The sequence below is a fragment of the Hydrogenophaga laconesensis genome (assembly GCF_031457235.1).
Lineage (GTDB): Bacteria > Pseudomonadota > Gammaproteobacteria > Burkholderiales > Burkholderiaceae_C > Hydrogenophaga > Hydrogenophaga laconesensis.
In genome coordinates this window covers 119,321-144,998 of record NZ_JAVDWE010000013.1, presented here as the reverse complement: position 1 = coordinate 144,998, position 25,678 = coordinate 119,321, and the positions used below count along the sequence as shown (strand labels likewise).

Below are 25,678 nucleotides of genomic sequence, written 5' to 3'. Positions count from 1 at the left end.
GGTCTTAGGGGCTAACCCTAGTCTTCACCCCAGTCGGCAGCCCGCCGGTCTCACCGCCCCAAACGTCCCAGGAGCCCTCCATGAAGCACCCTTCCGATCCGAACGCCCAGTTGCCCGAAACCCTCGAAACCCCGGAAGCCAGCCGCCGCCGCGTGCTGCAGATGCTGGGCGTGGCCGGCCTCGCCGGCCTGCCCGCCTGGAGCTTCGGCCAGCCCACCGCCTCGGTGAACACCACCAAGCTGGCCGTGACCGACACCGAAGTCACCGTCGGCCAGCTGCACTCGTCCACCGGCACCATGGCCATCTCGGAAACGGGCTCCATCCAGGCCGAGCAGCTCGCCATCGACGAGATCAACGCCATGGGCGGCATCCTGGGCCGCAAGATCAAGGTGATCAAGGAAGACGGTGCCTCCGACTGGCCGACCTTCGCCGAGAAGTCCAAGAAGCTGCTGATCAACGACCGCTGCGCCGCCGTGTTCGGCTGCTGGACCTCGGCCTCGCGCAAGGCCGTGCTGCCCGTGTTCGAGAAAGAGAACGGCCTGCTGTACTACCCCACCTTCTACGAAGGCCTGGAGCAGTCCAAGAACGTGATCTACACCGGCCAGGAAGCCACGCAGCAGATCCTGTACAGCCTGGACTGGGCACAGAAAGAGAAGAAAGCCAAGACCTTCTTCCTGATCGGCTCCGACTACATCTGGCCGCGCACCTCGATGAAGATCGCGCGCAAGCACGTCGAGAACTTCCAGAAGGGCAAGATCGTCGGCGAGGAGTACTACCCGCTGGGCAGCACCAACTTCGGCTCGCTGGTCAACAAGATCAAGCTGCAGAAGCCCGACGTCATCTTCGCCGCCGTGGTCGGTGGCTCCAACGTGGCTTTCTACAAGGCGCTCAAGGCCGCCGGCATCACCGGTGACAAGCAGACGCTGGTGACCCTGTCGGTGACGGAAGACGAGATGACCGGCGTGGGCGGCGAAAACTTCGCCGGTTTCTATTCGTCGATGAAGTACTTCCAGACCCTGGACAACCCGAACAACAAGAAGTTCGTGGCGGCGTTCAAGGCCAAGTACGGCAAGGACGCGGTGATCGGCGACGTGACCCAGGCCGGCTACCTCGGCCCCTGGCTGTGGAAGGCTGCGGTCGAGAAGGCCAAGAGCTTCGACGTCGACAAGGTGGTGGCCGCCTCGCGCACCGGCATCGAACTCACCACGGCGCCCGAGGGCTACGTGAAGCTCGACCCGAACCACCACCTGTGGAGCAAGTCGCGCATCGCCATGGGCATGCCCGACGGCACCTTCAAGGTGGTGGCCGAGTCGCCCGAGCTGATCAAACCCGATCCGTTCCCCAAGGGATATCAGTGATCTGACCCACCCCCGCCACGGCGCGCTGGCGCCGTGACCCCCTCAAGGGGGCAACGCTGGCGGGCCGGCGGAGCCGGACCCGCGGCGTTCTGGACTTGAGCGCTGGCTCTCGTTGCGCGTTTTCTTTGCCTGGAGATTTCTCATGGACATGAGCTTCAACGACATGCTCAACATTGGCCTGATGCAGGGCTTTGCGGGCCTGAGCCTGTTCGCGGTGCTGCTGCTCATGGGGCTGGGCCTGGCCATCATCTTCGGGCAGATGGGCGTGATCAACATGGCGCATGGCGAGTTCATGACCATCGGCGCCTACACGGTGTTCCTGGGCTCCACGCTGGCCAACGAGATCAGCCCTGGTGCGGTGGCGGCGTACTTTCCGTTCGCCATCCTGGCCGCTTTTCTCTTCGCTTTCATCGCGGGCTGGCTGGTGGAATGGGCGCTGATCCGCCACCTCTACAAGCGCCCGCTGGACACGCTGCTCGCCACCTGGGGCATCAGCCTGGCGCTGCAGCAATGCTTCCGCACCTTCATCGGCCCCAAGGAAGTGAGCCCCACGCTGCCCGAGTGGCTCATGGGTTCCTGGGCGCCTGCCGAGGGTCTGGACATTCCCATCAATGGCATGTTCGTGCTGGCGCTGGCCTTCGTGGTCACGGCCGGCGTGCTGATCGCGCTGCACAAGAGCCGCTGGGGCCTGCGGGTGCGTGCCACGGTGAGCAACCGCGTGATGGCCAACGCCATCGGCATCGACACCAAGAAGACCGACCGCCTCACCTTCGCCATCGGATGCGGCATCGCCGGTGTGGCCGGCGCGGCCTTCACCACCATCGGTTCCACCGGCCCCACCTCGGGTTCGCTCTACATCGTCGACGCCTTCCTGGTCGTCACCTTCGGCGGCGCGGCCAGCCTGCTGGGCACCGTGGTCTCTGCCTTCGGCATCGCCCAGACGCAGTCGATCTCCGAGTTCTTCATGGCCGGCTCCATGGCCAAGATGCTCACCCTGTCGCTGATCGTCGTGATCCTGATGCTGCGCCCACAAGGCCTGTTCGCATCCAAGGTGCGCCGCTGATTTCTTAGTCTCCCGGAGTCCTTCATGAACGCCCTGAAAGCCTGGATCGCCCGCTACCAGCTCGCCAGCCTGGTGTTGCTCACCCTGCTGCTCGCGGTGGTGCTGCCGCTCAGCCTCGACATCTTCCGCCTCAACCTGGTCGGCAAGTACCTCACCTACGCCTTTGTCGCCATCGGCCTGGTGATGCTGTGGGGCTATGGCGGCGTGCTCAGCCTGGGGCAGGGCGTGTTCTTCGGCCTCGGCGGTTACGCCATGGCGATGTTCCTCAAGCTGGAAGCGTCCGACCCCGAGAGCACCAAGATCCAGTCCACCCCCGGCATTCCGGACTTCATGGACTGGAACCAGCTCACCGAGCTGCCCTCGTTCTGGGTGCCGTTCAAGAGCTTCCCGTTCGCGCTGGCCGCCGTCATCGTCGTGCCCATGCTGCTGGCCTGGATCATCAGCTTCGCGATGTTCAAGCGGCGCGTGGGTGGCGTGTACTTCGCCATCATCACGCAGGCCGTGGCGCTGATCCTCACGGTGCTCATCATCGGCCAGCAGGGCTACACCGGCGGCGTGAACGGCATGACCGACCTGAAGACGTTGCTGGGCTGGGACACCCGCACCGACAGCGCCAAGTACATCCTGTACTACGTCTGCGTGGGCATGCTGGTGCTCTCCATCGTGGTCTGCCGCTGGATCCAGACCAGCAAGCTCGGCACGCTGCTGCTGGCCATGCGCGACAAGGAAGACCGCGTGCGCTTCTCGGGCTACGACGTGGCCGACTTCCGCATCTTCGTGTTCTGCCTGGCGGCCGCGCTCTCGGGCATCGGCGGTGCGCTGTTCACGCTGCAGGTGGGCTTCATGTCGCCCAGCTTCGTGGGCATCGTGCCGTCCATCGAGATGGTGATCTACGCCGCCGTGGGTGGTCGCATGAGCCTGGTGGGCGCGGTGTACGGCGCGCTCATCGTCAACGCCGGCAAGACCTTCTTCTCCGAGAGCTTCCCCGACCTGTGGCTGTTCCTCATGGCCGGCCTGTTCATCGGCGTGACCATGGCCTTCCCGATGGGGCTGGCCGGCCTGTGGGAAAGCAAGATCGTGCCGTGGTGGAAGTCGCGCCAGGCCGCGCTGCGCGAAGCCTCGGCCGCACGGCCCCAGCCGCCTTCGCCGCCACCGCATGCGCCCATGGCCAAACAGCCCAAGGCCGATGCCACCGTGAAGCTGCCCGACGGCACGAGCAGCCAGGGCGTGTGAGCGCACGGAGAACAGCATGAGCAATACCGACTTCGCCCTCTCCGTGGAAGACCTCACCGTCTCCTTCGACGGCTTCAAGGCCATCGACAACCTCACGCTCTACGTTGACAAGAACGAGCTGCGCGTGATCATCGGCCCCAACGGCGCGGGCAAGACCACGCTGCTGGACCTGATCTGCGGCAAGACCAAGGCCAGCGGCGGCAGCATCAAGTTCAAGAACGAGGAAATCATCAAGGTGCCTGAGCACATGCGCGTGCGCAAAGGCATCGGCCGCAAGTTCCAGACACCGTCGATCTACGAGAACCTCTCGGTGCTGCAGAACCTGGAGGTGTCGTTCCCCTCGGGCCGTTCGGTGTGGGGCGCGCTGGCCTTCACCGCCACGGAGGAAATCCAGGCCCGCGTGAAAGCCGTGGCCGAGGACATCGGCCTGGGCGACAAACTGGACACCGAGGCCGGGTTGCTTTCCCATGGCCAGAAGCAGTGGCTGGAGATCGGCATGCTGCTGATGCAGGAGCCCGAGCTGCTGATGCTCGACGAGCCCATTGCCGGCATGAGCGCGAAGGAGCGCGACCTCACCGCCGAACTGCTGCACCGCATCTGCCAGAACCGCGCCGTGATCGTGATCGAGCACGACATGGACTTCGTCAAGAAGATCGCGCACAAGGTCACCGTCATGCACCAGGGAAAGATCCTGGCCGAAGGTCCCATGGACCAGGTGCAGGCGGACCCCAAGGTCATCGACGTGTACCTCGGCCACTGAAGGAACCACCATGCTGAAAGTCAAGGACCTCGTCGTCGCCTATGGCCAGAGCCAGGCGCTGCACGGCATTTCGTTCGAAGCGCGCGAGAACGAGGCGGTGGCCATCATGGGCCGCAACGGCATGGGCAAGACCACGCTGTTCAAGAGCCTCATGGGCGTGCTGCCCACCAAGAGCGGCTACATCTCGGTGGCCGACCAGGAAGTGACCAAGCTGGAGAGTTACCAGCGCGTGGCCAAGGGCATTGCCTACGTGCCGCAGGGCCGCATGATCTTTCCCACGCTCACCGTGGAAGAGAACATCCAGACCGGCCTGGAGAACGCGAAACACAAGGTGATACCCGAGGAGATCTACGCGCTGTTCCCCGTGCTGTGGGAGATGCGCCGCCGCAAGGGCGGCAACCTCTCGGGCGGCCAGCAGCAGCAGCTGGCGATTGCCCGCGCGCTCGTCACCGACCCCAAGGTGCTGCTGCTCGACGAGCCCACCGAAGGCATCCAGCCGTCGATCATCAAGGACATCGCCAAGGCGCTCAACGAGATCCGCAAGATGCGCAAGATCACCATTGTGGTCTCCGAGCAGGTGCTCTCGTTCGCCATGGACGTGGCCGACCGCCTGTTCGTCATCGAAGGCGGCCGCCTGGTGCACGAGACCGACCGCGCCGACACCGACCAGCAGCGCATCAAGTCCTACCTCTCCGTCTGATTCCCCGTTTCTTTTCCGTCCACCCAAGGAGCACAAGCCATGCCCGACACCCTCATCAAAGTCGACCTGAACGCCCCCGCACCCAGCAACGAGATGGTGCACAACCGCTGGCACCCGGACATTCCGATGGCCTGCTGGGTCAACCCCGGTGACGACTTCGTGCTGGAGACCTACGACTGGACCGGTGGCTTCATCAAGAACAACGACAGCGCCGACGACGTGCGCGACATCGACCTGACCACCGTGCACTACCTCAGCGGCCCGGTGGGCGTGAAGGGCGCGGAGCCCGGCGACCTGCTGGTGGTGGACCTGCTCGACATCGGCGCCAAGGACGACAGCCTCTGGGGCTTCAACGGCTTCTTCAGCAAGAAGAACGGCGGCGGCTTCCTGACCGAGCACTTCCCGCAGGCGCAGAAGTCGATCTGGGACTTCCACGGCATGTTCACCACCTCGCGCCACGTGCCCGGCGTGAAGTACGCCGGCCTGATCCACCCCGGCCTGATCGGCTGCCTGCCCGACCCGAAGATGCTGGAGATGTGGAACACGCGCGAGCAGGCGCTCATCGATTCCGACCCCGCCACCAGCGGCCTGGCCAACCCGCCCTTCGCCGGCACCGCCCACATGGGCAAGCTCACCGGCGACGCACTGGCCAAGGCCGCCGCCACCGGCGCACGCACCGTGCCCCCGCGCGAACACGGCGGCAACTGCGACATCAAGGACCTCTCGCGCGGCTCCAAGATCTTCTTCCCCGTCTATGTGGAAGGCGCCGGCCTGAGTGTGGGCGACCTGCACTTCAGCCAGGGCGACGGCGAGATCACCTTCTGCGGCGCCATCGAAATGGCCGGCTGGGTGCACATGAAGGTCAGCATCATCAAGGGTGGCATGGCCAAGTACGGCATCAAGAACCCGATCTTCAAGCCCAGCCCGATCACGCCCACCTACAACGACTACGTCATCTTCGAAGGCATCAGCGTCGACGAGAGCGGCAAGCAGTACTACCTGGACGTGAACGTGGCCTACCGCCAGGCCTGCCTGAACGCCATCGAGTACCTGAAGAAGTTCGGCTATTCGGGCGCGCAGGCCTACTCCATCCTCGGCACCGCGCCGGTGCAGGGCCACATCAGCGGCGTGGTGGACGTGCCCAACGCCTGCGCCACGCTGTGGCTGCCGACGCAGATCTTCGACTTCGACATCAACCCGAACGCGAGCGGCCCGATCAAGCACCTCGACGGTTCGGTCGTCATGCCCTTGTCGCCGGATCTTTGAAACACCCCCGCGCCGCTTCGCGTCACCCCCTCAAGGGGGCCACACCAACGGCCCGGCAAAGCCGGTTCCGTGGTGTGCGCTGGAGCAGGCACGTCAACTTCGGAGCTGTTATGCCCACCTACGACTACGACTGCCCGTCCTGCGGTGGCTTCGATGCGTTCCGCTCCCTGAGCGAACGCAACGAACCCGCCTGCTGCCCGGACTGCGGCACCGCGTCGCCGCGCGTGTTCGTGAGCGCGCCGCGCCTGGCGCTCATGGACGGCGGCACGCGCGCGGCGATCGGCATCAACGAGCGCGCGCGTCACGAGCCGAAGATGTCGCGCGACTACCAGCGGCTCAAGCACCCGGCGGGCTGCGGCTGCTGCAGCCCGGGGCGCAGCAAGGCGACGGTGACCGCACCGAATGGCGCCAAGGCCTTTCCGTCAAAACGGCCCTGGATGATCAGCCACTGAGGGCCTCGGGCACCAGCGCGCGGGCGCGTCCGCACAGGCGGGCCACCAGCGCCTCGGTGTTCCCGGGCAGGTGCTCGCCGCGCCACACCACGTGCTGGTCGCTGCGGCACAGCACCAGCGGGTGGCGGTAGCCTTCGGGCAACTGCGCGGCCGGCACATCGATCACGGCCAGGGGCATGCCCGCCTGCCGCGAGGCCTGCAGCAGCGGTTCGATGTCCACCTGGCGGTGGCTGCGCAACAGCGTGTAGCCGGGGCCGAAGGCGTCGTACACCGAGCGCCCGTCTTCCAGCCAGAAGTGGGGGGCGCGGCAGCCGGGCACGGTGGAGGCGGTGAAGCTGCCCATGGTGTACGGGGGCGGCGCTTCGCCATCGGACACGATCAGCGGAGAGTCCGCATAGAAGTAGCCGAAGTTCAGGCCGGCGCAGCAGAACTGCTGCACGTTGAGTTCGTAGGCCTCCTGCCCCATGGCGGCGCGCAGGGCCTCGCCATGGGGGCCGGGCGCCTCGATGTCCGGCGGCACGGCGCTGCGGGCGCGGATCATCTTCTGCGCATGGTCCATGGCGAAGTGCGACACCTGTTCGGTGATCGGCTGGCGCTCGAGTTCGTACGCGTCGAGCACCTGTTCGTCGGCCCAGCCCTGGAGGCACGCACCCAGCAGCCAGCCCAGGTTGATCGCATCCGCGATGCCGGCGTTCATGCCGTAGCCCGCGTAGGGCACCCACAGGTGCGCGGCATCTCCCGCGAGAAAGACGCGGCCCTGCCGGAACCGGTCGGCCACCAGGCGCCGGCCCACCCAGTCTTCCTTGCTGATCACCTCGTAGTCGAAGTCGGGTCCCACGCCGAGGATGTTGCGGATCGAACGGTCGCGGTCGATGGACTCGAAGTCCGGCTCGTCGGGGTTGAGGTGGTTGTGCACCAGCCAGCGGTCCTGCCCGTCGATGGCGAAGACCGTGCCGCAGCGGCGCGGGTTGACCGCGTAACACGACCAGGCCGGTGCGCCGGGCACGCGCTCGCGCAGGCCGGGGGCCCGGATGTACGTCGATTGCACGCGCTGGATCACCGGCGTGCCTTCGAGCTTCGCGCCCATGATCTTGCGCACGGTCGAACTGCCGCCGTCGCAGCCGACGAGGTAGCGGCAACGGATGTCGAACGTGCGACCATCGTCCAGGTCCAGGGCGGTGGCCACCACGCCGTCGTCGTCCTGCGTGAAGCCGGTGATCTGCGTGCGGTCGAGCAGCGACACACCGGGCAAGGCCGCTGCGTGCGCCAGCAGGATCGGCTCCAGGTAGATCTGGTTGATGCGGTGCGGCGGCTCCGGCGTGGGCCACCAGGTGTCCGGGCCGCCCTCGGCGGTGTAACGGTCGCGCCGGCTGGGAATGGGAATGCGCGTCAGCTCCTGCCCCGTGAAGGTGGTGCGGAACACCACATCGTTCGGGTAGTCCTCGGGCAGGCCGGCCAGGCGCACCTTCTGCGCCACGCCCAGGCGGCGGAACTGTTCCATGGTGCGGGCCGACACGTGGTTGCACTTCACGCTGGGGGGCTCGCCCCGGCGGCGGGTTTCGGCGATCACGACGCGCACGCCGCGCGAAGCGAGGTCCATGGCCAGGGTCAGGCCCACGGGGCCTGCGCCGACGATGAGCACATCGGCGATGGGGGTCTGCGGTTTCATCGGGTCAGTCGAGCTTGATGCGGGCGGTGCGGATCACGTTGGCCCACTTGGTGGTTTCGGAGGCGATGTAGCTGGCGAACTGCGCGGGTGTGCCCGGTGCCGGAGCGACCCCCATGGTGTGCATCGTGGCGCGCGTCTGTTCGTCGCGCAGGCCGGCGTTGATCTCGGCGTTGAGCCGCGCGACGATGGCGTCCGGCGTGCCGGCCGGTGCCACGATGCCGAACCACCCGGTCGAGTCGTAGCCGGGCAGGCCGGCTTCGGCCATCGTCGGCACGTCGGGCAGCGTGGGCAGCCGCTGGGTACCGGTCACGGCGTACGGGATCAGCTTGCCGGCCTGGATCTGCTGCAGCGACGCCGGCAGATCGACAATGGCCAGCGGTACCTGCCCGCCCAGGGTGTCCAGCGCGGCCGGGCCGGAACCGCGGTAGGCGATTTCCACCAGCTTGATGCCCGCCATCTGCATGAACAGGGCGGTCGACAGGTGCATGGCGGTGCCGTTGCCGCCGTGCGCGATCGACAGCTTGTCGGGTGCGGCCCGGGCCCGGTCGATCAGGGCCTTGAGCGTGCGCGGCTCCACCGACGGGTGACCGACGAGCACGAAGGGAATGCCTGCCAGCATGGCCACCGGCTTGAGATCGCGCTGCACGTCAAAAGGCATCTGGTCGTACAGGCTCGCGTTGGCCGACAGCGCGCCCGCGGCACCCAGGCCGAGCGTGTAGCCGTCGCTGGGCGACTTGGCCACCAGGGACATGCCGACGTTGCCGCCGGCGCCGGGGCGGTTGTCCACCACCACGGGCTGGCCGAGCTTCTCCGACAACCGGGGGACCAGGAGGCGAAAGACCGCGTCGGCGCTGCCACCGGGCGGGAAGGTCACGACCACGCGGATCGGCTTGTTGGGGTAGTCCGAGGCGGCCTGGGCGCGCGCCAGACCGGTGGCCGACATGCCTGCCAGCGTCATGGCGGCAAGCGCGGTGCGGCGGGTGAGGCCGCAGGGCGTCCCGGGGGCGGTCGATTTTTCCATCATGGTGGTTGTCTCCTTCGTTGTCGTATCGGGGAAAGCCGCATTGAACGCGCCCTGCATTCATTCGTAAATCAATAAATTCAGAACCAAATATGATGTTTGCTGATGAATCCGAATTTCAGCCCGACGATCCGCCAGCTGCGCGCCTTCGTGCAGGTGCACCACCTGCGCAAGCTCAGCGCGGCCGCGGACAAGCTCTTCGTCACGCAGTCCGCGGTCAGCATGCTCCTGCGGCAGCTCGAGGAGGGCCTGGGCGCGCGGCTGTTCGACCGCACCACGCGATCACTCCAGCCCACCCCCGCCGCCACCGAAATGCTGCCGATGGCCGAGCGCATCCTGCGCGACGTGGATGCGCTGTCCGCCGGCTTTCGTGACCTCGCGCAGCTCGAGCGTGGGCGCATCAGCGTGGCCATCACGCCGACGCTGGCCTCCTTCCTCCTGCCCGAGGCCATCCAGCGTTTCATGCAGAAGCACCCTCATGTGCGGCTGCTGGTGGACGATTGCGCGCCCGATCAGTTCGTCTCGCGCATCCTGGGGGAGCACGTGGACTTCGGGATCGGCACGCCGGAGCGCCCGGGTGCCGAGATCGATGTGCAGACCCTGCTGCGCGACCACCTGGCGCTCGTCTGCCTGCCCGGGCACCCCCTGGCGCGGCTGCGCAACGTGCGCTGGACCGACCTGGCCGGGCACTCGCTGGTGACGGTGCGACCGGGGTACGGCATCCGGTCGCTGATCGAGAACACCGCGGCGCAGGTCGGGGTGAGCCTGGAGGTGAGCAACGAGGTGTCGTTCCTCTCCACCGCGCTGTGGATGACCTCCAGTGGCATGGGCGCGGCCATCATGCCCTCGGCCTTCGCGCACGCCGAAGGCAACCCGGACCTTGTGATCCGGCCGATTTCGGCACCACGGGTGTCGCGCGATGTGTCGGTGGTCACCAAGCGGGGGCGTTCGCTGTCGGCCGCCAGCCTCAGCTTCATCGAGACCTTGCGCGGCACGCTGGTGCGCCGTGCGCGCTGAACGCCTCACCGGCTCGCGCTGGCCGGCAGGTGGCGCACCGGCACCGTGATGACCACGGTGCTGTGCTGGTTGCGTTCGCGCACATCGCCATGCGCCTCGATGCGCAGGCCCAGCTCACCCTCATGGTCGCGCAGCTCCTGCAGGAGGGCAGCGATCGGGATGCGGCAGTTCCACGAGCCCATGTCGCGCGGGCCGCAGTTCACCGGATCTCGCAGGCCGGACGGTTTGTCGGGCAGGCGCCGCACGTAGGGAAACACGCTGACCTGTGACAGCGGTTCGGTGGCGATGAAGCTGAGCGTGAGGCCGCTGGACGCCGTGTCCAGCTGCGTGGGGGTCACGCCGAAGACGACGAAGGGCGCGTCGTTCTTCAGGTACTGGGTGACGGAGGGGTGGCCGTCCAGCGTCGAACCCGCGTGTGCGAGCAAGGCCGTGACGGCCGTGAACGCGAGGGCGGCTGCCCCCAGGGGTTTCGGGTGGCGCATGGTGACTGTCTCCCGTGTGCGGCCCATTCTGGTGCCGTCCCGGGCTACGTCAATTGACGTATACACCGAGCCCGAGGCGCCTCCCACAATGGCCGGCAACCCCTTCACCAATCCCCAATCGAGGTTGTATTGCCATGATGCACGGCGACATTTCAAGCAGCAAGGACACGGTCGGCGTGGCCGTGGTGAACTACAAGATGCCCCGGCTGCACACGAAAGCCGAGGTGCTGGACAACGCGCGCAAGATCGCCGACATGATCGTCGGCATGAAGACCGGCCTGCCGGGCATGGACCTCGTGATCTTTCCCGAGTACAGCACGCACGGCATCATGTACGACGCCAGGGAGATGTACGACACCGCGTCCACCGTGCCGGGCGCGGAGACCGAGATCTTCGCCGAGGCCTGCCGCAAGGCGAAGGTGTGGGGCGTGTTCTCGCTCACCGGCGAACAGCACGAGGAGCACCCGTACAAGGCGCCGTACAACACGCTCATCCTGATGAACGACCAGGGCGAGATCGTGCAGAAGTACCGCAAGATCATGCCGTGGGTGCCCATTGAAGGCTGGTACCCCGGCAACTGCACCTACGTGAGCGAAGGCCCCAAGGGCCTGAAGATCAGCCTCATCATCTGCGACGACGGCAACTACCCCGAGATCTGGCGCGACTGCGCCATGAAGGGCGCCGAACTCATCGTGCGCTGCCAGGGCTACATGTATCCCGCGAAAGACCAGCAGGTGCTCATGGCCAAGGCCATGGCCTGGGCCAACAACAGCTACGTGGCCGTGGCCAACGCCTCGGGCTGGGACGGCGTCTACAGCTACTTCGGCCACAGTGCCATCATCGGCTTCGACGGGCGCACGCTCGGCGAGTGCGGCGAGGAAGACTACGGCGTGCAGTACGCCGCGCTCTCCACCAGCCTGATCCGCGATTTCCGCAAGAACGCCCAGAGCGAGAACCACCTGTTCAAGCTGCTGCACCGGGGTTACACCGGCATGATCAACTCGCGCGAGGGCGACAAGGGAGCGGCCGCGTGCCCCTATGGCTTCTACGCGAACTGGGTCAACGACCCCGAAGGCACGCAGAAGGCGGTGGAAGCGATCACGCGCCCGATGGTGGGCACCGAGGAGTGCCCCATCGAGGGCATTCCCAACCCGTCCACCGTGGGTCACCGCTGACCGTGGATCCCCTGGCCGGCTGGCGCCTCGATCAGGAACCCTACTACCAGCCGGCGGGCCGCGAGATCGAGGCCTTCGAGGCGGCACGTGCGTCGCGCCTGCCGGTGCTGCTCAAGGGGCCGACGGGCTGCGGCAAGACGCGCTTCGTCGAGCACATGGCCTGGCGCCTGAAGGTGCCGCTGGTGACCGTGGCCTGCCACGAGGACCTGACGGCGGGCGACCTTGCCGGGCGCTGGCTGCTCGACGCACAGGGCACGCGGTGGATGGATGGCCCGCTCGCCATGGCCGCGCGCCACGGCGCGCTGTGCTACCTCGACGAATTGCTGGAGGCGCGGTCGGACACCACGGTGCTGCTGCACCCGCTGGCCGACACGCGCCGCGCCCTGCCGCTGGAGCGCCATGGCGAACTGCTGCAGGCGCACCCCGATTTCCAGCTCGTGGTCAGCTACAACCCGGGTTACCAGGGCGTGCACAAGCGCCTGAAGCCGTCCACCCGGCAACGCTTCGTGGCATTGGAGTTCCGCTACCCCGAGCCCACGGTCGAAGCGGCCATCGTGGTCCGGGAAGGAGGCATCGACGAGTCGCTCGCGCGGCGGCTGGTGCAGCTTGCCGAACGCACCCGGCGCCTGCAGGACCAGGGCCTGGAAGAGGGCGCGTCCACCCGCATGCTGGTGCACGCGGCGCGGCTGGTGCGCGCAGGCCTGCCACCCGCCCTGGCCGCGCGGCAGGCCATCGCCGATCCGCTGAGCGACGACGCCGAGTTGCTCGCTGCGCTGAACGCGCTGGTGTGCGCGAGTTTCTGACGCCCCATCGTGTCCACCGACAACCCCGCCGGCCTGATCGCTTCCATCGCACAGGCCCTGTGGGGTCAGCCGCTGCGGGTCGAACCCCAGCTGCGGCAAGGCGACACGGCCCGCGCGGTGATCACCGGCAACGGTGACATCGGGCACGTGCTGCACCTGCCCATCGCAGACCACACGCCGCAGGAGCATGCGCTCGCGATCGCGGCGCACGCGGCGGCCCACCTGCGTTTCGGTGCCGAACCCCAGAGCCGCGCCGGCCTCAAGCCGGTGCAGCAGGCCTTGCGCGGCGTGCTCGAAGACGCCCGCGTGGAATGGCTGGCGCTGCAGGAACTGCCCGGCCTGCGCCGCGTGTGGTGGCCGTATCACGGTGGCCGGGCGGTGGCGGGCGGGGGCAGTTTCGAGGACCTGCTGGCGCGCCTCTCGGCGTGCCTGCTCGACCCGTCTCACCACGACCCCCATCCCTGGATCGCCCGGGTGAAGGCCATGTTCTTCAAGGCCGATGGGCGCACGCTGGCACTGGCCACGGCCGACGAGGTGCGGCGCGCGGCTTCGGTGCTGGGCAACGACATCGGCCAGATGCGCCTGCCGTTCAACGCGCGCACCTACGCGGTGCATGCGGCCTGCCGCGACGACAACAGCCACCTCTGGCTGCCCGACGACAGCCTGCCGCCTTCCGATGCGGAGCTGGCGCAATCGACCGGGCCTGCGGGCGCGGGCGGCGCACCGGCGGGTACCTCGGCACCGGCCGGGCTCGAAGAGCCCGTGGCCGAGACCCCGGTGGCCATGCACGCCGAGTGGGACCACCGCATCCGACGTTACCGGCCCGACTGGTGCAGCGTGCACGCACCGGCGCCGGCCGCCGGTGAACGGATCGCGGCCACCGATGCCGATGCGCTGGCGCGCCACCTGGCCGCACGCCTCGCGGGGTTGAAAGGCCGGGCCGAACGCACCGGTGGCCGGGCGCACCACGGCGAGCACCTGCACCCGGTGGCCATGGCCGATGCCTGGGCCGACCTGCGCGCAGGCCGCACACCCGACGCGCGCGTGCATGTGCGCCAGGACCGGCCCAGCCCTCCGTGGGCGGTGCTGATGCTGCTGGATGCCTCTGCCTCCACTGCGCGCGACGGCGCTCTGGCGCGCATGCAGCAGGCCGCCCTCACCGCAGCCCTGGCCCTGCAGCGCCTTGGCCACCGCAGCGCCTTGTGGGCGTTTTCCAGCCAGGGCCGCCACCGCGTGAACATGCCCTGCCTGAAGCACTGGAATGACACGGTGGCCTCGCTGGCGTGGCCCGCGTTGCGCGGCGAGGGTTCCACGCGCATGGGCGCCGCGTTGCGCCACGGTCTGTGGCTGTCGATCACGGATGCGCGCCGGCACCCGGGCCTGCGTCGCGTGATCGTGCTGCTGACCGATGGGGAACTGCACGACGTGGATGTGCACGACCCCGACTATCTGCCGGCCGATCTGCAGCGGGCCGCACAGGAAGCCACGGTGCAGGGCGTGGCGGTGCGTGCGCTCGTGTTCAGCCCGGGCGAGGCCCGGTCGCTCGATGCCGCCCTGGGCCATGGCAACGGTGTGGGGGTGCACGATCCCTCGGCCTTGCCCGCCGCGCTGTTCCACACCTTGTCGGCGGTGTCACCCTAGGGTTTGTCGGGTGCTGTACCCCGGGAGGGTATTCTTGACAGCGTCACGGCCAGGGCCTTCAATGGAGCTTTCGTCCCCGGAGAACTTCATGCGCCTCGTTGTCCTGTGTTCCTTCGCCGTTGCCGCTCTCATGCCCCTCGCTGCCTTTGCCGAGGGCCCGAGCTGCAACGCCGCCGCCGCCGAGAAGAAACTTGCCGGTGCGGCCAAGACCTCGTTCCTGAAGAAATGCGAGAAGGACGCCGCCGCCACCTGCGACACCGCCGCCGCCGAGAAGAAATTGTCGGGTGCCGCGAAGACCAGCTTCACCAAGAAGTGCAACCGCGACGCTGTAGGTTGACTCCCCCCTGCGCCGCTGACGCGGCTTCCCCCCTCCGTGGCGCGCCTTCGGCGCTTCGAGGGGGGACGGCATCTCGGGCCGGCGGAGCCGGACCCTCGACGCCTCTGGATGGGTCACCTCGTGCGGTGCGTGTCCCGCTCGCTTACACACCCGTTAGCGCGCGGTAGGCGTCTCGCGTGCGGGGGGTGACGGCTTCGAGCACCTGCTCGTGCGTGGTCTGGTGGCGGCGCAGCAGGCGCGCCGAGGCGATGGCGCGCGAGCGGCAGAACCAGTGGCAGGTGTGCTGCATCAGGAACAGCTCGGCCGACAGCGTGAAGGCCTTGTCGCGCAGCGACCGCCCCTGGCTGGCGGCGGCGTCGGCGATGCCGGCCGCGTGCAGGCGGAAGGCCTCGCGCGCGTCGAAGCTGGCGCCTGGCCACCAGCGGCTCGCCCCTGGCAGGGCGATGGCGAGGGTGCTGATCCGCGCCTGGGCGGCGTCCACCCGGGCGAAATCGGCCGCGAAGCGGCCGAACTGCTGTGCGATGGCCTGCTCGGCCGTGGCCAGCATGCTCCAGATCTGCTCGCGGCGCTCCGGGTCTTCCTCGCCCAGCGCGCGGAGGTAACCGTCTGACAGCTTTTCCATCAGGGTTTCGATCTGGTACTGGTGGAGGTGGTGGCCCAGCAGGGCGATGCGCTTTTTCTGTTCCTGCGCGTTCAGAAAGGCGATGCCGGCGAGGATCGCCAGCACCAGAATGAGGATGTCCATGAAATACGGCTCGGAAAGGGGCAGAGCGCGCCAGTGTAGTCACCTGGAATCGGCCGGGAATGCGAGAATGAATTCATGCCGCACCACCTCCCTTTGCTACTCGCCGCCGCCGCCGGCTGGGCCATCAGCCTGACGGGTATCGCCTTGCTGGCGGCTGTGTTCCTGGACCGCGCGCTCACCACCTGGGAGACGGTTCTCGTGGGGGGCGCGCTGCTGGCGGTGGTCGCGGTGATCGTGCAGGGTCGCCTGCAACGCCGTCGGCGCAAGCTGCAGGACATGCGCGACTCCGCGCTCTGGTGAGCGTCAGCGTGCCGGGGCGCGCTCAGTCCGGCACGACGGCCGTGACCTCGATCTCCACCTTGGCGCGCGCTTCCATCAGGCCGCTGACTTCCACGCAGGCCATGGCCGGGAAGTTCTTGCCCATCACCTCGCGATAGACCTCGCCGAGTTCGCGCAGGCGGGCGTTGTATTCCTCGCGGTCGACCACGTACCAGGTCATGCGCACCATGTGCTGCGGTGCCGCATCGGCGCAGGCGAGCAACTCGCGGACGTTCAGCAGCGTCTGCCGTGTCTGGGCGATGAAGTCGTCGCTTTCGAACTGCTGGGCGGCGTTCCAGCCGATCTGTCCACCCACGTACACGTGGGTGCCGCGCGCGGCGATGCCGTTGGCATAACCCTTGGGCGTGGCCCAGCCGGGTGGTTGGAGGTGTTTGAGCATGTTGTGGGTTGTCAGTGTTGCTGGGCTTGCTGGCGCAGCGCGAAGCGCTGCAGCTTGCCGGTTTCGGTGCGCGGGAGCTGGGTGACGAAGACCACCTCGCGCGGGTACTTGTAGGGCGCCATGTTCTGCTTGACGTGGTCCTGCAGCGCCTTGACCTGCGCGGCGTCACCGGCCTGGCCGGGTTTGAGCACCACATAGGCCAGCACGATCTGGCCGCGCTCGTCGTCGGGCTTGCCGACCACGCCGCACTCGGCCACGGCGGGGTGCTGCAGCAGCGAGGCTTCCACCTCGGGGCCGGCCACGTTGTAGCCGGCGGTGATGATCATGTCGTCGGTGCGCGCCTGGTAGAAGAAGTAGCCGTCGGCGTCCTGCCGGAAGGCGTCGCCGGGGTAGTTCCAGCCACCCTTCACGTATTGCGTCTGGCGCGGCTCGTCGAGGTACTTGCAACCCGTGGGACCGATGACGGCGAGTTTGCCCACCTCGCCCGGCGGCAGCGGCTGGCCGTCATCGCCCACCACGCGGGCCTCGTACCCCGGCACGACCTGGCCGATGGCGCCGCGTCGCACCGCCTCGGGGGGCGACGAAATGAAGATATGGAACATCTCGGTGGCGCCGATGCCGTCGATCATCTCCAGCCCGGTCGCTTCCTTCCAGAGCTGGCGCGTGGCGTCGGGCAGGCCTTCGCCCGCGCTCACGCTCATGCGCAGCCGGCCGATGCCGTGCTTCTGCGCGAACGCGGCCATCTGGCGGTAGAAGGTGGGGGCGGTGTAGCAGATGGTCGCGCCCACGCGGCCGATCAGCTGCACCATGGCCTCGGGCGTGTACGGGATGGCCGGGAAGTACACGGAGGCGCCGGCCCACATCGGGAACACCAGCAGGCCGCCCAGGCCGAAGGTGAAGGCCAGCGGTGGCGTGCCCATGACGATGTCGTCGGGCGTGGCGCGCAGCACGTGGCGCGGCCAGGTCTCGCAGGCAGCGAGCACGTCGCGGTGGGTGTGCACGGCGGCCTTGGGCGTGCCGGTGGTGCCCGAGGTGAAGGCCAGCAGCGCGATGTCGGTGGCGGCCGTTGGGCAGGGCGTGCAGTGCTCGCACTGGCGGCGCGCCACGGCTTCGAGCGAACGCGCCTCGGACTCGCCCGTGTTGAACACCAGCATCTGGATGCCTGCCGTTTCGGTGTCGGCCGCAAGCGCGGTCTTCAGGTCGTCCTGCAGCTTCACGTCGCACAGCGCGATCGAGGGCCTGGCTTTCGCGATGATGGCGCCCAGTTCTTTCGCACGCAGCAGCGGCATGGTGGCCACCGCGACCAGACCCGCCTGCACCGTGCCCAGCCAGGCCAGCGCCATGGCCACCGAGTTGCCGCCGCGCAGCAGCACGCGGTTGCCCGGCACCAGACCGAGCTCCACCGTGAGCGCGTTGGCGATGCGGTTGACCTCCGCCTGCGCCTGCGCGTAAGTCAGGGTGCGGTCGTCACTGCGCAGCATCGGGCGATCGCCATGGCCCGCCGCGATGGCGCGCTCGAACAGCGCCTGCACCGCATTCACCTGCGCGGGCAGTTGCAGCTCGGGCCGGTCGAAGCGCAGTTCCGGCCACTGCCCGGGCGGTGGCAGGCGGTCGTGCACGAAGTGGTCGACTTGCGCGGAAGGGACGGCGATCTTGTTCATCTCAGTGCAGCCTTGCCAAGAATCAACAACTGGACCTCGCTCGCACCTTCGTAGATGCGCAGCGAGCGGATGTCGCGGTACAGGCTTTCCACCTTCTCACCCACGCGCACACCGCGCCCGCCGAACATCTGCAGGGCCATGTCGATCACGCGCTGCGCGTTCTCCGTGGCGGTGAGCTTGGCGCTGGCCGCCGCGGCGGTGTAGGCGGGTGTGCCCGCGCCTTGTGTGGTGCTGCCATCGCGTTGCCAGGCGGCGCGGTAGGTGAGCAGGGCGGCGGCGTCGATCAGCGCGCTCATCTCGCCCAGGCGGGCCTGCGTGAGCTGGAAGTCCGCCAGCGTCTGGCCGAACATCTTGCGCTGCTTCGCGTGCGCCACCGCTTCGGCGAACGCGCGGCGCGCCATGCCGAGGGCAGCGGCGGCAACCGATGCGCGGAAGATGTCCAGCGTCTGCATGGCGAGCTTGAAGCCGCCGTTCAGCGGGCCGACCATGGCGTCGCTGCCGATGGTGCAGTCCTGGAAGTGCAGTGTGGCCAGCGGGTGCGGTGCCATCACGTGGATGTGCCCGCTGCTGTCCAGGCCCGCCTGCAGTGCGTCGACGATGAAGGCGCTGATGCCGCGCGAGCCGGCGTCCGGATCGGTCTTGGCGAAGACAACGTAGAAGTCCGCCATGCCGCCGTTGCTGATCCAGGTCTTGCTGCCGTTCAGTGTCCAGCCGCTGGCGGCCGGCGTGGCGCGCGTGGCCATGGCGGCCACATCGGAGCCGGCCTCGGCTTCGCTCAGCGCGAAGGCGGCGATCTTCTCGCCGGTGGCGACGGCGCTCAGATATTTCGATTGCTGTGCCGGTGTGCCCGCGAGCGTGATGGCACCGCTGCCCAGGCCCTGCATGGCGAAGGCGAAGTCGGCCAGCGGCGAGTGGAAGGCCAGCGTCTCGCGCAGGATCACGAGCGAGCGTGAGTCCAGCGCCGGCAGCGCGCCGCCGTGGGCTTGCGGCACACAGTAGCGCAGCCAGCCGTCGCGTCCGAGGCGCGCCACCCAGTCCTTGCACGCGGCGCGGTCGTCGGCTTCGTCCACCCGTTGCAGCGCGGCCCAGCCCGCGAGGCGCGAGGCCAGTTCGCCGTGGTGGCTGTCAAAGAAAGGCAGCTCCCACTGTGTCTGTGGCGGCTCCACGTGCGGGTGCTCGAAGGCGACCATGTGCGTGTCCTGTTCAATCGCCTTCGAAGACCGGGCGCTGTCTTGCCGCGAAGGCTTCGTAGGCGCGGCGGAAGTCCTGCGTCTGCATGCAGATGGCCTGTGCCTGCGCTTCGGCTTCGATGGCCTGGTCCAGCGTCATGGCCCATTCCTGGTGCAGCATGGTCTTGGTCATGCCATGCGCGAAGGTGGGTCCTTGTGCGAGCTGGGCCGCCAGCTTGTGCGCGGCGGGCAGCAGGGCGGCGCTGTCGTGCAGTGCATTGAAGAAGCCCCATGCGTGGCCTTCGGTGGCCGTCATGGCGCGACCGGTGAACAGCAGCTCGCTGGCACGGCCCTGGCCGATCATGCGCGGCAGCAGCGCGCAGGCGCCCATATCGGCACCGGCCAGGCCCACGCGGGTGAACAGGAACGCGGTGTTGGTCTGCGGCGTGCCCAGGCGCAGGTCCGACGCCAGGGCCATCATCGCGCCGGCGCCGGCGCACACGCCGTCGATGGCTGCCACGATGGGTTGGGGGCAGGCGCGCATGGCGCTCACCAGGGCACCCGTCATGCGCGTGAAGGCCAGCAGCTCGGGCATGGTCATCTTCGTGAGCGGGCCGATGATCTCGTGCACGTCACCGCCCGAGCAGAAGTTGTCGCCCGCGCCGGTGAGCACCACGGCGCGCACGTCGGTGGCTTTCTGCAGGGTCAGGAACCAGTCGCGCAGTTCGGCGTAGGAGTCGAACGTGAGCGGGTTCTTGCGCTCGGGCCGGTTGAGGGTGACGGTGGCGACGCCATCGTCGCCCATGCTCAACGCAAAGTGCGTGGGGGCCGGCGTGGCCTTGGGGCCGTACTGGCCGCGCATCGGGTTGTGATCGGGGATGGGGTGTTTCATTCAGGAAGCCTTTCCGGCGTGTGATGGCTTTTCCAGGGACGCCGCGGAACCGGCTTTGCCGGGCCGCAGGGGGCGCCCCCTTGAGGGGGGCGTGCGAAGCACGGCGGGGGAGTTCATCTCCTTGACCTTGCCCAACAGTTTGTGGAGGCTCTCCAGGTCGCGCGGGCTCAGGCCTTCGAAGGCTTCGACGATCCACAGCTCGTGCTGGCGCGCCATGTCGACGAAGCTGGCGCGGCCCCGGTCGGTGAGGCGCACACGGAACGCGCGCCGGTCGCCGTCCACGCCCATGCGCTCCACCAGGCCTTCGTTGACGAGCTGGTCGGTGATGCCGGTGACGTTGCCGCCCGTGACCATGAGCCGGTGTGAGAGCTCCTTCATCTTCAGGCCGTCGGGGTGGCGTTCGAGCTGGGCCATGAGGTCGAAGCGCGGCAGCGTGGTGTCGAACTGCTCGCGCAGGCCGGCGCGCACGCGCTTTTCGATCAGCTGCGAACAGGTGAGCAGCCGAAGCCAGAGGCGCAGTTCGTGCGCATGTTCGCTGTGGGCGCGGGCTTCAAGATCAAGCGGAGAGGTGTTCATGGCGTGTTCGCGTTGAGGGCTTGCTGGCGGGCGATCTCACGGTAGAGCTGGTCGCGTCCGCTTTCATAAGGACGCGGCCATTCGATGGCGCGGGTCTGCAGCTTCGCGGCTTCGTGCAGCGTCCAGGCCGGGTCGGCCAGGTGCGGGCGGGCCACGGCGCACAGGTCGGCGCGGCCGGCGGCGATGATGCTGTTGGCGTGGTCGGCTTCGGTGATCGCGCCCACGGCCATGGTGAGGATGCCGGCCTCGTTGCGCACGCGGTCGGCGAACGGGGTCTGGTACATGCGGCCATAGACCGGCTTCGCCTGCCGCGTCGTCTGTCCGGACGACACGTCGATCACGTCGCAACCGGCGGCCTTGAACAGGCGCGCCATCTCGACCGCGTCGTCCGGGGTGTTGCCGCCCGGTGCCCAGTCGTGCGCGGAGATGCGCACGCTCATCGGCCGGTCCGCCGGCCACACGGCGCGCATCGCCCTGAACACCTCCAGCGGGTAGCGGCAGCGGTGGGCGAGCGAACCCCCGTATTCGTCGGTGCGCTGATTGGTCAGTGGCGAGAGGAAGGCCGAGAGCAAGTAGCCGTGGGCGCAGTGCAGTTCGAGCCAGTCGAAGCCGGTGTCGGCGGCGCGCTGCGTGGACGCGACGAAGGCCGCCGTGAGCGTGTCCATGTCCGCGCGTGTCATCGCACGCGGCACCTGGTTCTGTTCCCCGTAGGGCAGCTCGCTGGCCGAGAGCAGGGGCCAGTTGCCGCTGGCCAGCGGTTCGTCGATCTGTTCCCAGCCGAGCTGGGTGGAACCCTTGGCGCCGCTGTGGCCGAGCTGCAGGCCGATCTTCGCGCTGCTGCTGCCGTGCACGAAGTCAACGATGCGCCGCAGGCCCGCTTGCTGGGCGTCGTTCCACAGACCCGGGCAACCGGGTGTGATGCGGCCTTCCGGCGTGGGGCTGGTCATCTCCACCATCACCAGCGCGGCGCCCCCCAGCGCGCGCGCGCCCAGGTGCACCAGGTGGTAGTCGCCCACCACGCCGTCTTCCGCCTTGTACTGCGCCATCGGCGAGACGACGATGCGGTTCTTGAGGGTGAGGCCGCGCACCTTGAGCGGCAGCAGCATCGGCGGCGTGGGGTGCTTTTTCGGCGGCATACCGGGCACCGCCTGCTGCGACAGCCAGTTTTCATAACCTTCGAGCCACTTCGCGTCGCGCAGGCGCAGGTTCTCGTGGCTGATGCGCTGGCTGCGTGTCAGCAGCGAGTAGGCGAACTGTTCGATTTCCATGCCGGTGTAGCGGTCCACGTGTTCGAACCACTCAGTGGAGTTGCGCGCCGCGTTCTGGATCTTGAGCACCTCGACACTGCGGCGCGCTTCGTAGCCCTGCAGCACCTCGGCCACGTCCGCGTTGGCGTGGCGCGAGAACTCGTCGGCCAGATCGATGGCGTCTTCCAGTGCGAGCTTGGTGCCGCTGCCGATGGAAAAGTGCGCGGTGTGCGCGGCGTCGCCCATGAGCACGATGGGGATCTTGCGGCCGGCAATGTCCTGCTGATGCACCCAGGTGTTGCAGATCACGCGCGGGAAGCGGATCCAGATGGCCGATCCGCGCAGGTGCGCGGCATTGCTGATGAGCCGGTGGCCATCGAGGTAGGGGGCGAAGAGCTTCTCGCAGAAGGCCACGCCGTCTTCCTGGCTCATCTGGTCGATGCCGTGCGCCTTCCACACTTCCTCGGGCGTTTCCACGATGAAGGTGGAGGTATCGCCGTCGAACTTGTAGGCGTGCGCCTGGAACCAGCCGTGTTCGGTCTGCACGAAGGCAAAGGTGAATGCGTCGAAGGTCTTCTTCGTACCGAGCCAGACGAAGCGACACCGGCGGGTGTCGATGTCGGGCTTGAAGGTGTCGGCGTAGCGCGTGCGGATGCGGCTGTTGAGGCCGTCGCTGGCAATCACCAGGTCGGCGCCGTATTGCGCGGCCAACGCCTGATCGTCTGTCACGTCGGTTTCGAACACCAGGTTCACCCCCAGGGCCAGACAGCGCTCCTGCAGGATGTTGAGCAGCTTCTTGCGACCGATGCCGCAGAAACCGTGGCCACCCGAGCGCACATGCCCTCCCTTGAAGAACACCTCGATGTCGTCCCAGTGGTTGAAGGCCTCGCCGATGAGCGCGGCCGACACGGGATCGGCCTCGTGCAGGTTGGCCAGTGTCTGGTCCGATAGCACCACACCCCAGCCAAAGGTGTCGAACGGCCGGTTGCGCTCCACCACCGTGACGGTGAGCGACGGGTCGCGGCGCTTCATCAGCAGGGCGAAGTACAGGCCGGCCGGTCCCCCACCGATGCAGAGAACGCGCTGGAGCTGTGACGTGTAGGGTTTCATGCCTAATTAGTTTAGGCTTAAAATATAGCGATCCAATCGGGTAAACCCGTAGCCCATCACGCTGCGGGCGACGCCCCGGCCATCTGTCCTACATCCCCCCGGACAGGCGTCCTACAAACCCGCTGGTTTCTGGCGGCGCGTCGGTGCAAGAATGGCTTTCACCTCAGACCAACGGAGGCATCATGTCTGTCTATCGATTCAAGTCCCGTGAAACGGGCGATCTCGTCATGCTGCAACAGCATGGCCAACGCATGCTCGAGATTCTGGGCAAGAGCACGTCCGGCCCGGGCATCATCCAGCCCGCCGAGATGACCGGTGCCATCCAGGCGATCCGTGCGGCGGTCGAGGCAGACGATGCCGCGCGCCAGCGGCAGAAAACAGAAGAGGGGCAGGACGACGACGACACTCCCACGGACACGGTCAGCCTGCGCATGCGCGCGGCGCCCTTCATCGAGATGCTGCAGCGTTGCGAGAAGGCCGGCGTGGAGATTGTCTGGGGCGTCTGACGCCTCTTCGCTCCTGGCGTTCAACCCCACGCCGCAGTGCGGCATGGTGCACCGGGGTTGACGGCCACCACCCGCCTTCCTAGACTCGCCGCCCATGTTCCTGCAACGAAGCCACGCCTCCTCGAGCCGCGCTAGCGCGTGCATGCCGGCGTGTGTTCGTTGCATGCCGGTCCGGTCTGCGGCCTGGCTCGGTCCGCGCCCGCTCGCCGCACATTCCTCCGCCCGGCGATAACCCTCTCTCCTCGAACGCACACCTTCCATCGCCGGGCCCCGCTCCGTGCGAACCGCGCCCGGGCCTGATCGGCCCTTGCGAACCGGAGGCGTCTTCGATGACATCCCTTGTCCTGGGTGGGGGCATCCCCACGGGGTGGGTTCCTGCCCACCCGAATCCGTTGCTGCGTTTCTCGCGGGGCCTGCGCCTGCCATGGACGCGCCCGGCGGAGCTGCGCATTGATGTGGACCTGCCCATCGCGGCCGTGGACGCCGATCTGCGCCGCCTGCAGCGGCGCCTGCGCACGCCGGGCGATGCCCTGCACCGCTGCGGCACGCTGCGTTCACCATGGCCGGGGCTGGTGCTGCGCCACCGGGAGGCGGACGGTGAGCACTACGTCTATGTGCAGGACACCGCGCAGGACTGCCTGGCGGGCTACACCGTGTTCAACCGCCTGATCGAGCTCGACCGCCGCGCCGACCGCATGTTGCGTGGCCCACACTCGCGCTACGCGCCGGCCTACCAGCGGCGCGGGCTGGCGCGCGGGGTCTACGAATGGGCGCTGGGTGCGGGTCTGTGTTTCATCAGCGGGCCGCGCCAGTCGCCCGGTGCGCACGCCCTGTGGCAATCGTTGTCGCGGCGGCACCCGATGGGCTTCGTGTCGCTGATCGACAAAACCCTGCACTGGCTGGGCACCGACATCGATGTCGCCACGCTGGAAGACTTCCACACCCGCATGGTGCTGCTCGGCGCGGGCTGGGACTGGCCCCGCTTCCACGCCGAGGCCGATTGTGCCGGAGCGGGTGGTGCGTCAGTCCACGCGGGCGCCTGAGGCCTTCACCACGGCCGCCCATTTGGTGGTCTCGGCGTCGATCAGGCGCGCGAACTCTGCGGGCGTGTTTCCGCTGGGAATGGCGCCCTGCGCCAGCAGGCGTTCTTTCACTGCTGGCTGGTTCAGCGCTTTCGCGGTTTCCTGCTGGATGCGGTTCACCACCTCGGGGGGTGTGCCTGCCGGTGCGAGCAGGCCGAACCAGGAGCTGGCCTCGAACCCTGGCAGGTTGCCCGCTTCGGCCACGGTCGGCACATCGGGCAGGGCGGCAGAACGCACTGCGCTGGTGACGGCGAAGGCCCTGAGCCCGCCCGACTGGATGTGCGGCATGGCCGAAGGCAGGTTGTCGAACATCACGTCGACCGCACCGGCCAGCAGATCGGTCAGCGCCGGACCGGAGCCGCGGTAGGGGATGTGCGTCATGAAGACGCCGGTGCGCGACTTGAACAGTTCGCCCGCCAGGTGGATCGAGGTGCCGTTGCCGCTGGAAGCCATGTTGAGCCGGCCCGGGTGGGCCTTGGCGTACTTCACGAACTCGGCCACGCTGGTGATGCCGAGCGACTGCGCGCGACGCGCGCTCATCACCATCACATTTGGCACGCCCGCGACGAGTGTGATCGGTGCGAAGTCCTTCTGCGGTTCGTATGGCAGCTTGTCGTAGAGCGACTTGTTGATGCCGTGCGTGCCGACCGTGCCCATGAGCAGGGTGTAGCCATCGCCGGGCGACTTGGCCACCACCTCCGCGCCGATGTTGCCGCCCGCGCCAGCCCGGTTCTCCACCACGAAGCTCTGGCCGAAGGCCTTGCTCAGCTCGGGCGCGATCACGCGCGCCAGGATGTCGGTGGTGCCGCCGGGCGCGAAGGGCACGACGATGCGCACCGGTTTGTTCGGCCAGGCGCCCTGGCCGAGCGCGAGGCCCGGCAGGCACAGCGCGGCCCCGGCCGAGGCCAGCGTCTGCAGGTGGTGGCGGCGCGATGCGGAAAACTTCTTGCTGTCCATCATGGTCTCCTCGGGTGACAAAAAGAAAAGCCGCCCGA

At 67.9% G+C, this 25,678-nt stretch carries 25 protein-coding genes and 1 pseudogene; 15 read left to right on the top strand and 11 right to left on the bottom strand.

Going from position 1 to position 25,678, the window contains the following annotated elements; genetic code table 11:
* Positions 1–80 precede the first annotated feature (80 nt).
* The 7 genes from urtA to J2X09_RS20440 all read left to right on the top strand — a co-directional run bounded on the left by urtA (position 81) and on the right by J2X09_RS20440 (position 6,832).
* Entirely contained in the window at positions 81–1,358 is a 1,278-nt protein-coding gene (gene urtA, locus J2X09_RS20470; RefSeq protein ID WP_204735117.1) for an urea ABC transporter substrate-binding protein, read from the top strand.
* Between the two features lie 148 nt (positions 1,359–1,506).
* Positions 1,507–2,421 (top strand): urea ABC transporter permease subunit UrtB, encoded by a 915-nt coding sequence (gene urtB, locus J2X09_RS20465; RefSeq protein ID WP_204735116.1) that lies wholly within the window; start codon positions 1,507–1,509, stop codon positions 2,419–2,421.
* Between the two features lie 24 nt (positions 2,422–2,445).
* Positions 2,446–3,654 carry an urea ABC transporter permease subunit UrtC gene (gene urtC / locus J2X09_RS20460; RefSeq protein WP_204735115.1) on the top strand — a complete coding sequence of 403 codons (1,209 nt, stop codon included), beginning with the start codon at positions 2,446–2,448 and terminating at the stop codon, positions 3,652–3,654.
* Between the two features lie 16 nt (positions 3,655–3,670).
* On the top strand, positions 3,671–4,414 hold the full coding sequence (gene urtD, locus J2X09_RS20455; RefSeq protein ID WP_204735114.1) for an urea ABC transporter ATP-binding protein UrtD: 744 nt from the start codon (positions 3,671–3,673) through the stop codon (positions 4,412–4,414).
* Between the two features lie 10 nt (positions 4,415–4,424).
* Positions 4,425–5,114: an urea ABC transporter ATP-binding subunit UrtE gene (gene urtE, locus J2X09_RS20450; RefSeq protein WP_204735113.1), complete on the top strand. Its 690-nt coding sequence runs from the start codon at positions 4,425–4,427 to the stop codon at positions 5,112–5,114.
* A 39-nt stretch (positions 5,115–5,153) separates the two neighbouring features.
* Entirely contained in the window at positions 5,154–6,380 is a 1,227-nt protein-coding gene (gene fmdA, locus J2X09_RS20445; RefSeq protein WP_204735112.1) for a formamidase, read from the top strand.
* Between the two features lie 110 nt (positions 6,381–6,490).
* Complete coding sequence (locus J2X09_RS20440; RefSeq protein WP_204735111.1) at positions 6,491–6,832, top strand: FmdB family zinc ribbon protein; 342 nt, start codon at positions 6,491–6,493, stop codon at positions 6,830–6,832.
* Here J2X09_RS20440 and J2X09_RS20435 read toward each other — a convergent pair.
* Together J2X09_RS20435 and J2X09_RS20430 are read right to left on the bottom strand one after the other, a co-directional pair.
* Positions 6,822–8,501: an FAD-dependent oxidoreductase gene (locus tag J2X09_RS20435; protein ID WP_204735110.1), complete on the bottom strand. Its 1,680-nt coding sequence runs from the start codon at positions 8,499–8,501 to the stop codon at positions 6,822–6,824. The genes J2X09_RS20440 and J2X09_RS20435 overlap by 11 nt on opposite strands.
* A gap of 4 nt (positions 8,502–8,505) precedes the next feature.
* A complete protein-coding gene (locus tag J2X09_RS20430) occupies positions 8,506–9,525 on the bottom strand; it encodes a Bug family tripartite tricarboxylate transporter substrate binding protein (RefSeq protein WP_310309171.1) in 1,020 nt (339 codons plus the stop codon).
* Positions 9,526–9,627: 102 nt separating this feature from the next.
* On the opposite strand from J2X09_RS20430, the gene J2X09_RS20425 reads away from it, so the two are divergent.
* On the top strand, positions 9,628–10,539 hold the full coding sequence (locus tag J2X09_RS20425) for a LysR family transcriptional regulator (RefSeq protein ID WP_204735109.1): 912 nt from the start codon (positions 9,628–9,630) through the stop codon (positions 10,537–10,539).
* Between the two features lie 5 nt (positions 10,540–10,544).
* On the opposite strand, the gene J2X09_RS20420 is transcribed toward J2X09_RS20425, so the two are convergent.
* A complete protein-coding gene (locus J2X09_RS20420) occupies positions 10,545–11,021 on the bottom strand; it encodes a hypothetical protein (protein WP_204735108.1) in 477 nt (158 codons plus the stop codon).
* A gap of 134 nt (positions 11,022–11,155) precedes the next feature.
* On the opposite strand from J2X09_RS20420, the gene J2X09_RS20415 reads away from it, so the two are divergent.
* From J2X09_RS20415 to J2X09_RS20400, 4 genes are all read left to right on the top strand, one after another.
* The gene (locus J2X09_RS20415) at positions 11,156–12,196 is read left to right on the top strand and encodes an aliphatic amidase (protein ID WP_204735107.1); all 1,041 of its coding nucleotides are present in this window, start codon (positions 11,156–11,158) and stop codon (positions 12,194–12,196) included.
* A gap of 2 nt (positions 12,197–12,198) precedes the next feature.
* Entirely contained in the window at positions 12,199–12,999 is an 801-nt protein-coding gene (locus J2X09_RS20410) for a CbbQ/NirQ/NorQ/GpvN family protein (protein ID WP_310309170.1), read from the top strand.
* Between the two features lie 9 nt (positions 13,000–13,008).
* On the top strand, positions 13,009–14,640 hold the full coding sequence (locus J2X09_RS20405; protein WP_204735105.1) for a VWA domain-containing protein: 1,632 nt from the start codon (positions 13,009–13,011) through the stop codon (positions 14,638–14,640).
* 88 nt (positions 14,641–14,728) lie between these two features.
* Positions 14,729–14,977: a PsiF family protein gene (locus J2X09_RS20400; RefSeq protein ID WP_204735104.1), complete on the top strand. Its 249-nt coding sequence runs from the start codon at positions 14,729–14,731 to the stop codon at positions 14,975–14,977.
* 142 nt (positions 14,978–15,119) lie between these two features.
* On the opposite strand, the gene J2X09_RS20395 is transcribed toward J2X09_RS20400, so the two are convergent.
* On the bottom strand, positions 15,120–15,722 hold the full coding sequence (locus J2X09_RS20395; RefSeq protein WP_204735103.1) for a hypothetical protein: 603 nt from the start codon (positions 15,720–15,722) through the stop codon (positions 15,120–15,122).
* 75 nt (positions 15,723–15,797) lie between these two features.
* Here J2X09_RS20395 and J2X09_RS20390 point away from each other — a divergent pair, with 75 nt between their 5' ends.
* Positions 15,798–16,022 (top strand): hypothetical protein, encoded by a 225-nt coding sequence (locus J2X09_RS20390; RefSeq protein ID WP_204735102.1) that lies wholly within the window; start codon positions 15,798–15,800, stop codon positions 16,020–16,022.
* 22 nt (positions 16,023–16,044) lie between these two features.
* Here the strand turns inward: J2X09_RS20390 and J2X09_RS20385 are convergent, their stop codons facing one another.
* From J2X09_RS20385 to J2X09_RS20360, 6 genes and pseudogenes are all read right to left on the bottom strand, one after another.
* Positions 16,045–16,440, bottom strand: coding sequence for a RidA family protein (locus tag J2X09_RS20385; protein ID WP_204735101.1), 396 nt, complete (start codon positions 16,438–16,440; stop codon positions 16,045–16,047).
* 11 nt (positions 16,441–16,451) lie between these two features.
* On the bottom strand, positions 16,452–18,101 hold the full coding sequence (locus tag J2X09_RS20380; RefSeq protein ID WP_204735100.1) for an AMP-binding protein: 1,650 nt from the start codon (positions 18,099–18,101) through the stop codon (positions 16,452–16,454).
* Positions 18,098–19,291 (bottom strand): acyl-CoA dehydrogenase family protein, encoded by a 1,194-nt coding sequence (locus J2X09_RS20375; RefSeq protein ID WP_204735099.1) that lies wholly within the window; start codon positions 19,289–19,291, stop codon positions 18,098–18,100. The genes J2X09_RS20380 and J2X09_RS20375 overlap by 4 nt, the downstream gene beginning before the upstream one ends.
* Before the next feature lie 13 nt (positions 19,292–19,304).
* On the bottom strand, positions 19,305–20,162 hold the full coding sequence (locus J2X09_RS20370; RefSeq protein ID WP_204735098.1) for an enoyl-CoA hydratase family protein: 858 nt from the start codon (positions 20,160–20,162) through the stop codon (positions 19,305–19,307).
* Positions 20,163–20,279: 117 nt separating this feature from the next.
* Positions 20,280–20,738: pseudogene (locus J2X09_RS20365) on the bottom strand (MarR family winged helix-turn-helix transcriptional regulator); the annotation flags it as partial.
* Complete coding sequence (locus J2X09_RS20360) at positions 20,735–23,095, bottom strand: bifunctional salicylyl-CoA 5-hydroxylase/oxidoreductase (protein WP_204735096.1); 2,361 nt, start codon at positions 23,093–23,095, stop codon at positions 20,735–20,737. The gene J2X09_RS20360 and the pseudogene J2X09_RS20365, both read right to left, overlap by 4 nt.
* Before the next feature lie 182 nt (positions 23,096–23,277).
* Here J2X09_RS20360 and J2X09_RS20355 point away from each other — a divergent pair, with 182 nt between their 5' ends.
* Both J2X09_RS20355 and J2X09_RS20350 read left to right on the top strand, forming a co-directional pair.
* Entirely contained in the window at positions 23,278–23,601 is a 324-nt protein-coding gene (locus J2X09_RS20355; protein ID WP_204735095.1) for a DUF1840 domain-containing protein, read from the top strand.
* Positions 23,602–23,930: 329 nt separating this feature from the next.
* On the top strand, positions 23,931–24,644 hold the full coding sequence (locus J2X09_RS20350) for an N-acetyltransferase (protein ID WP_310309166.1): 714 nt from the start codon (positions 23,931–23,933) through the stop codon (positions 24,642–24,644).
* Here the strand turns inward: J2X09_RS20350 and J2X09_RS20345 are convergent.
* Positions 24,624–25,640: a Bug family tripartite tricarboxylate transporter substrate binding protein gene (locus tag J2X09_RS20345; protein WP_204735149.1), complete on the bottom strand. Its 1,017-nt coding sequence runs from the start codon at positions 25,638–25,640 to the stop codon at positions 24,624–24,626. The two genes, J2X09_RS20350 and J2X09_RS20345, sit on opposite strands and share 21 nt — an antisense overlap.
* Positions 25,641–25,678 lie beyond the last annotated feature (38 nt).

Coding starts and splice junctions, on each gene's coding strand:
- J2X09_RS20355 (WP_204735095.1), top strand. CDS start 23,278: ATGTCTGTCTATCGATTCAAGTCCCGTGAAACGGGCGATCTCGTCATG.
- J2X09_RS20395 (WP_204735103.1), bottom strand. CDS start 15,722: ATGGACATCCTCATTCTGGTGCTGGCGATCCTCGCCGGCATCGCCTTT.
- J2X09_RS20435 (WP_204735110.1), bottom strand. CDS start 8,501: ATGAAACCGCAGACCCCCATCGCCGATGTGCTCATCGTCGGCGCAGGC.
- urtE (WP_204735113.1), top strand. CDS start 4,425: ATGCTGAAAGTCAAGGACCTCGTCGTCGCCTATGGCCAGAGCCAGGCG.
- J2X09_RS20390 (WP_204735102.1), top strand. CDS start 15,798: ATGCCGCACCACCTCCCTTTGCTACTCGCCGCCGCCGCCGGCTGGGCC.
- J2X09_RS20375 (WP_204735099.1), bottom strand. CDS start 19,291: ATGGTCGCCTTCGAGCACCCGCACGTGGAGCCGCCACAGACACAGTGG.
- J2X09_RS20400 (WP_204735104.1), top strand. CDS start 14,729: ATGCGCCTCGTTGTCCTGTGTTCCTTCGCCGTTGCCGCTCTCATGCCC.
- J2X09_RS20345 (WP_204735149.1), bottom strand. CDS start 25,640: ATGGACAGCAAGAAGTTTTCCGCATCGCGCCGCCACCACCTGCAGACG.
- J2X09_RS20370 (WP_204735098.1), bottom strand. CDS start 20,162: ATGAAACACCCCATCCCCGATCACAACCCGATGCGCGGCCAGTACGGC.
- urtC (WP_204735115.1), top strand. CDS start 2,446: ATGAACGCCCTGAAAGCCTGGATCGCCCGCTACCAGCTCGCCAGCCTG.
- J2X09_RS20350 (WP_310309166.1), top strand. CDS start 23,931: ATGACATCCCTTGTCCTGGGTGGGGGCATCCCCACGGGGTGGGTTCCT.
- J2X09_RS20360 (WP_204735096.1), bottom strand. CDS start 23,095: ATGAAACCCTACACGTCACAGCTCCAGCGCGTTCTCTGCATCGGTGGG.
- fmdA (WP_204735112.1), top strand. CDS start 5,154: ATGCCCGACACCCTCATCAAAGTCGACCTGAACGCCCCCGCACCCAGC.
- urtB (WP_204735116.1), top strand. CDS start 1,507: ATGAGCTTCAACGACATGCTCAACATTGGCCTGATGCAGGGCTTTGCG.
- J2X09_RS20425 (WP_204735109.1), top strand. CDS start 9,628: ATGAATCCGAATTTCAGCCCGACGATCCGCCAGCTGCGCGCCTTCGTG.
- J2X09_RS20380 (WP_204735100.1), bottom strand. CDS start 18,101: ATGAACAAGATCGCCGTCCCTTCCGCGCAAGTCGACCACTTCGTGCAC.
- J2X09_RS20430 (WP_310309171.1), bottom strand. CDS start 9,525: ATGATGGAAAAATCGACCGCCCCCGGGACGCCCTGCGGCCTCACCCGC.
- J2X09_RS20415 (WP_204735107.1), top strand. CDS start 11,156: ATGATGCACGGCGACATTTCAAGCAGCAAGGACACGGTCGGCGTGGCC.
- urtA (WP_204735117.1), top strand. CDS start 81: ATGAAGCACCCTTCCGATCCGAACGCCCAGTTGCCCGAAACCCTCGAA.
- J2X09_RS20420 (WP_204735108.1), bottom strand. CDS start 11,021: ATGCGCCACCCGAAACCCCTGGGGGCAGCCGCCCTCGCGTTCACGGCC.
- J2X09_RS20440 (WP_204735111.1), top strand. CDS start 6,491: ATGCCCACCTACGACTACGACTGCCCGTCCTGCGGTGGCTTCGATGCG.
- urtD (WP_204735114.1), top strand. CDS start 3,671: ATGAGCAATACCGACTTCGCCCTCTCCGTGGAAGACCTCACCGTCTCC.
- J2X09_RS20385 (WP_204735101.1), bottom strand. CDS start 16,440: ATGCTCAAACACCTCCAACCACCCGGCTGGGCCACGCCCAAGGGTTAT.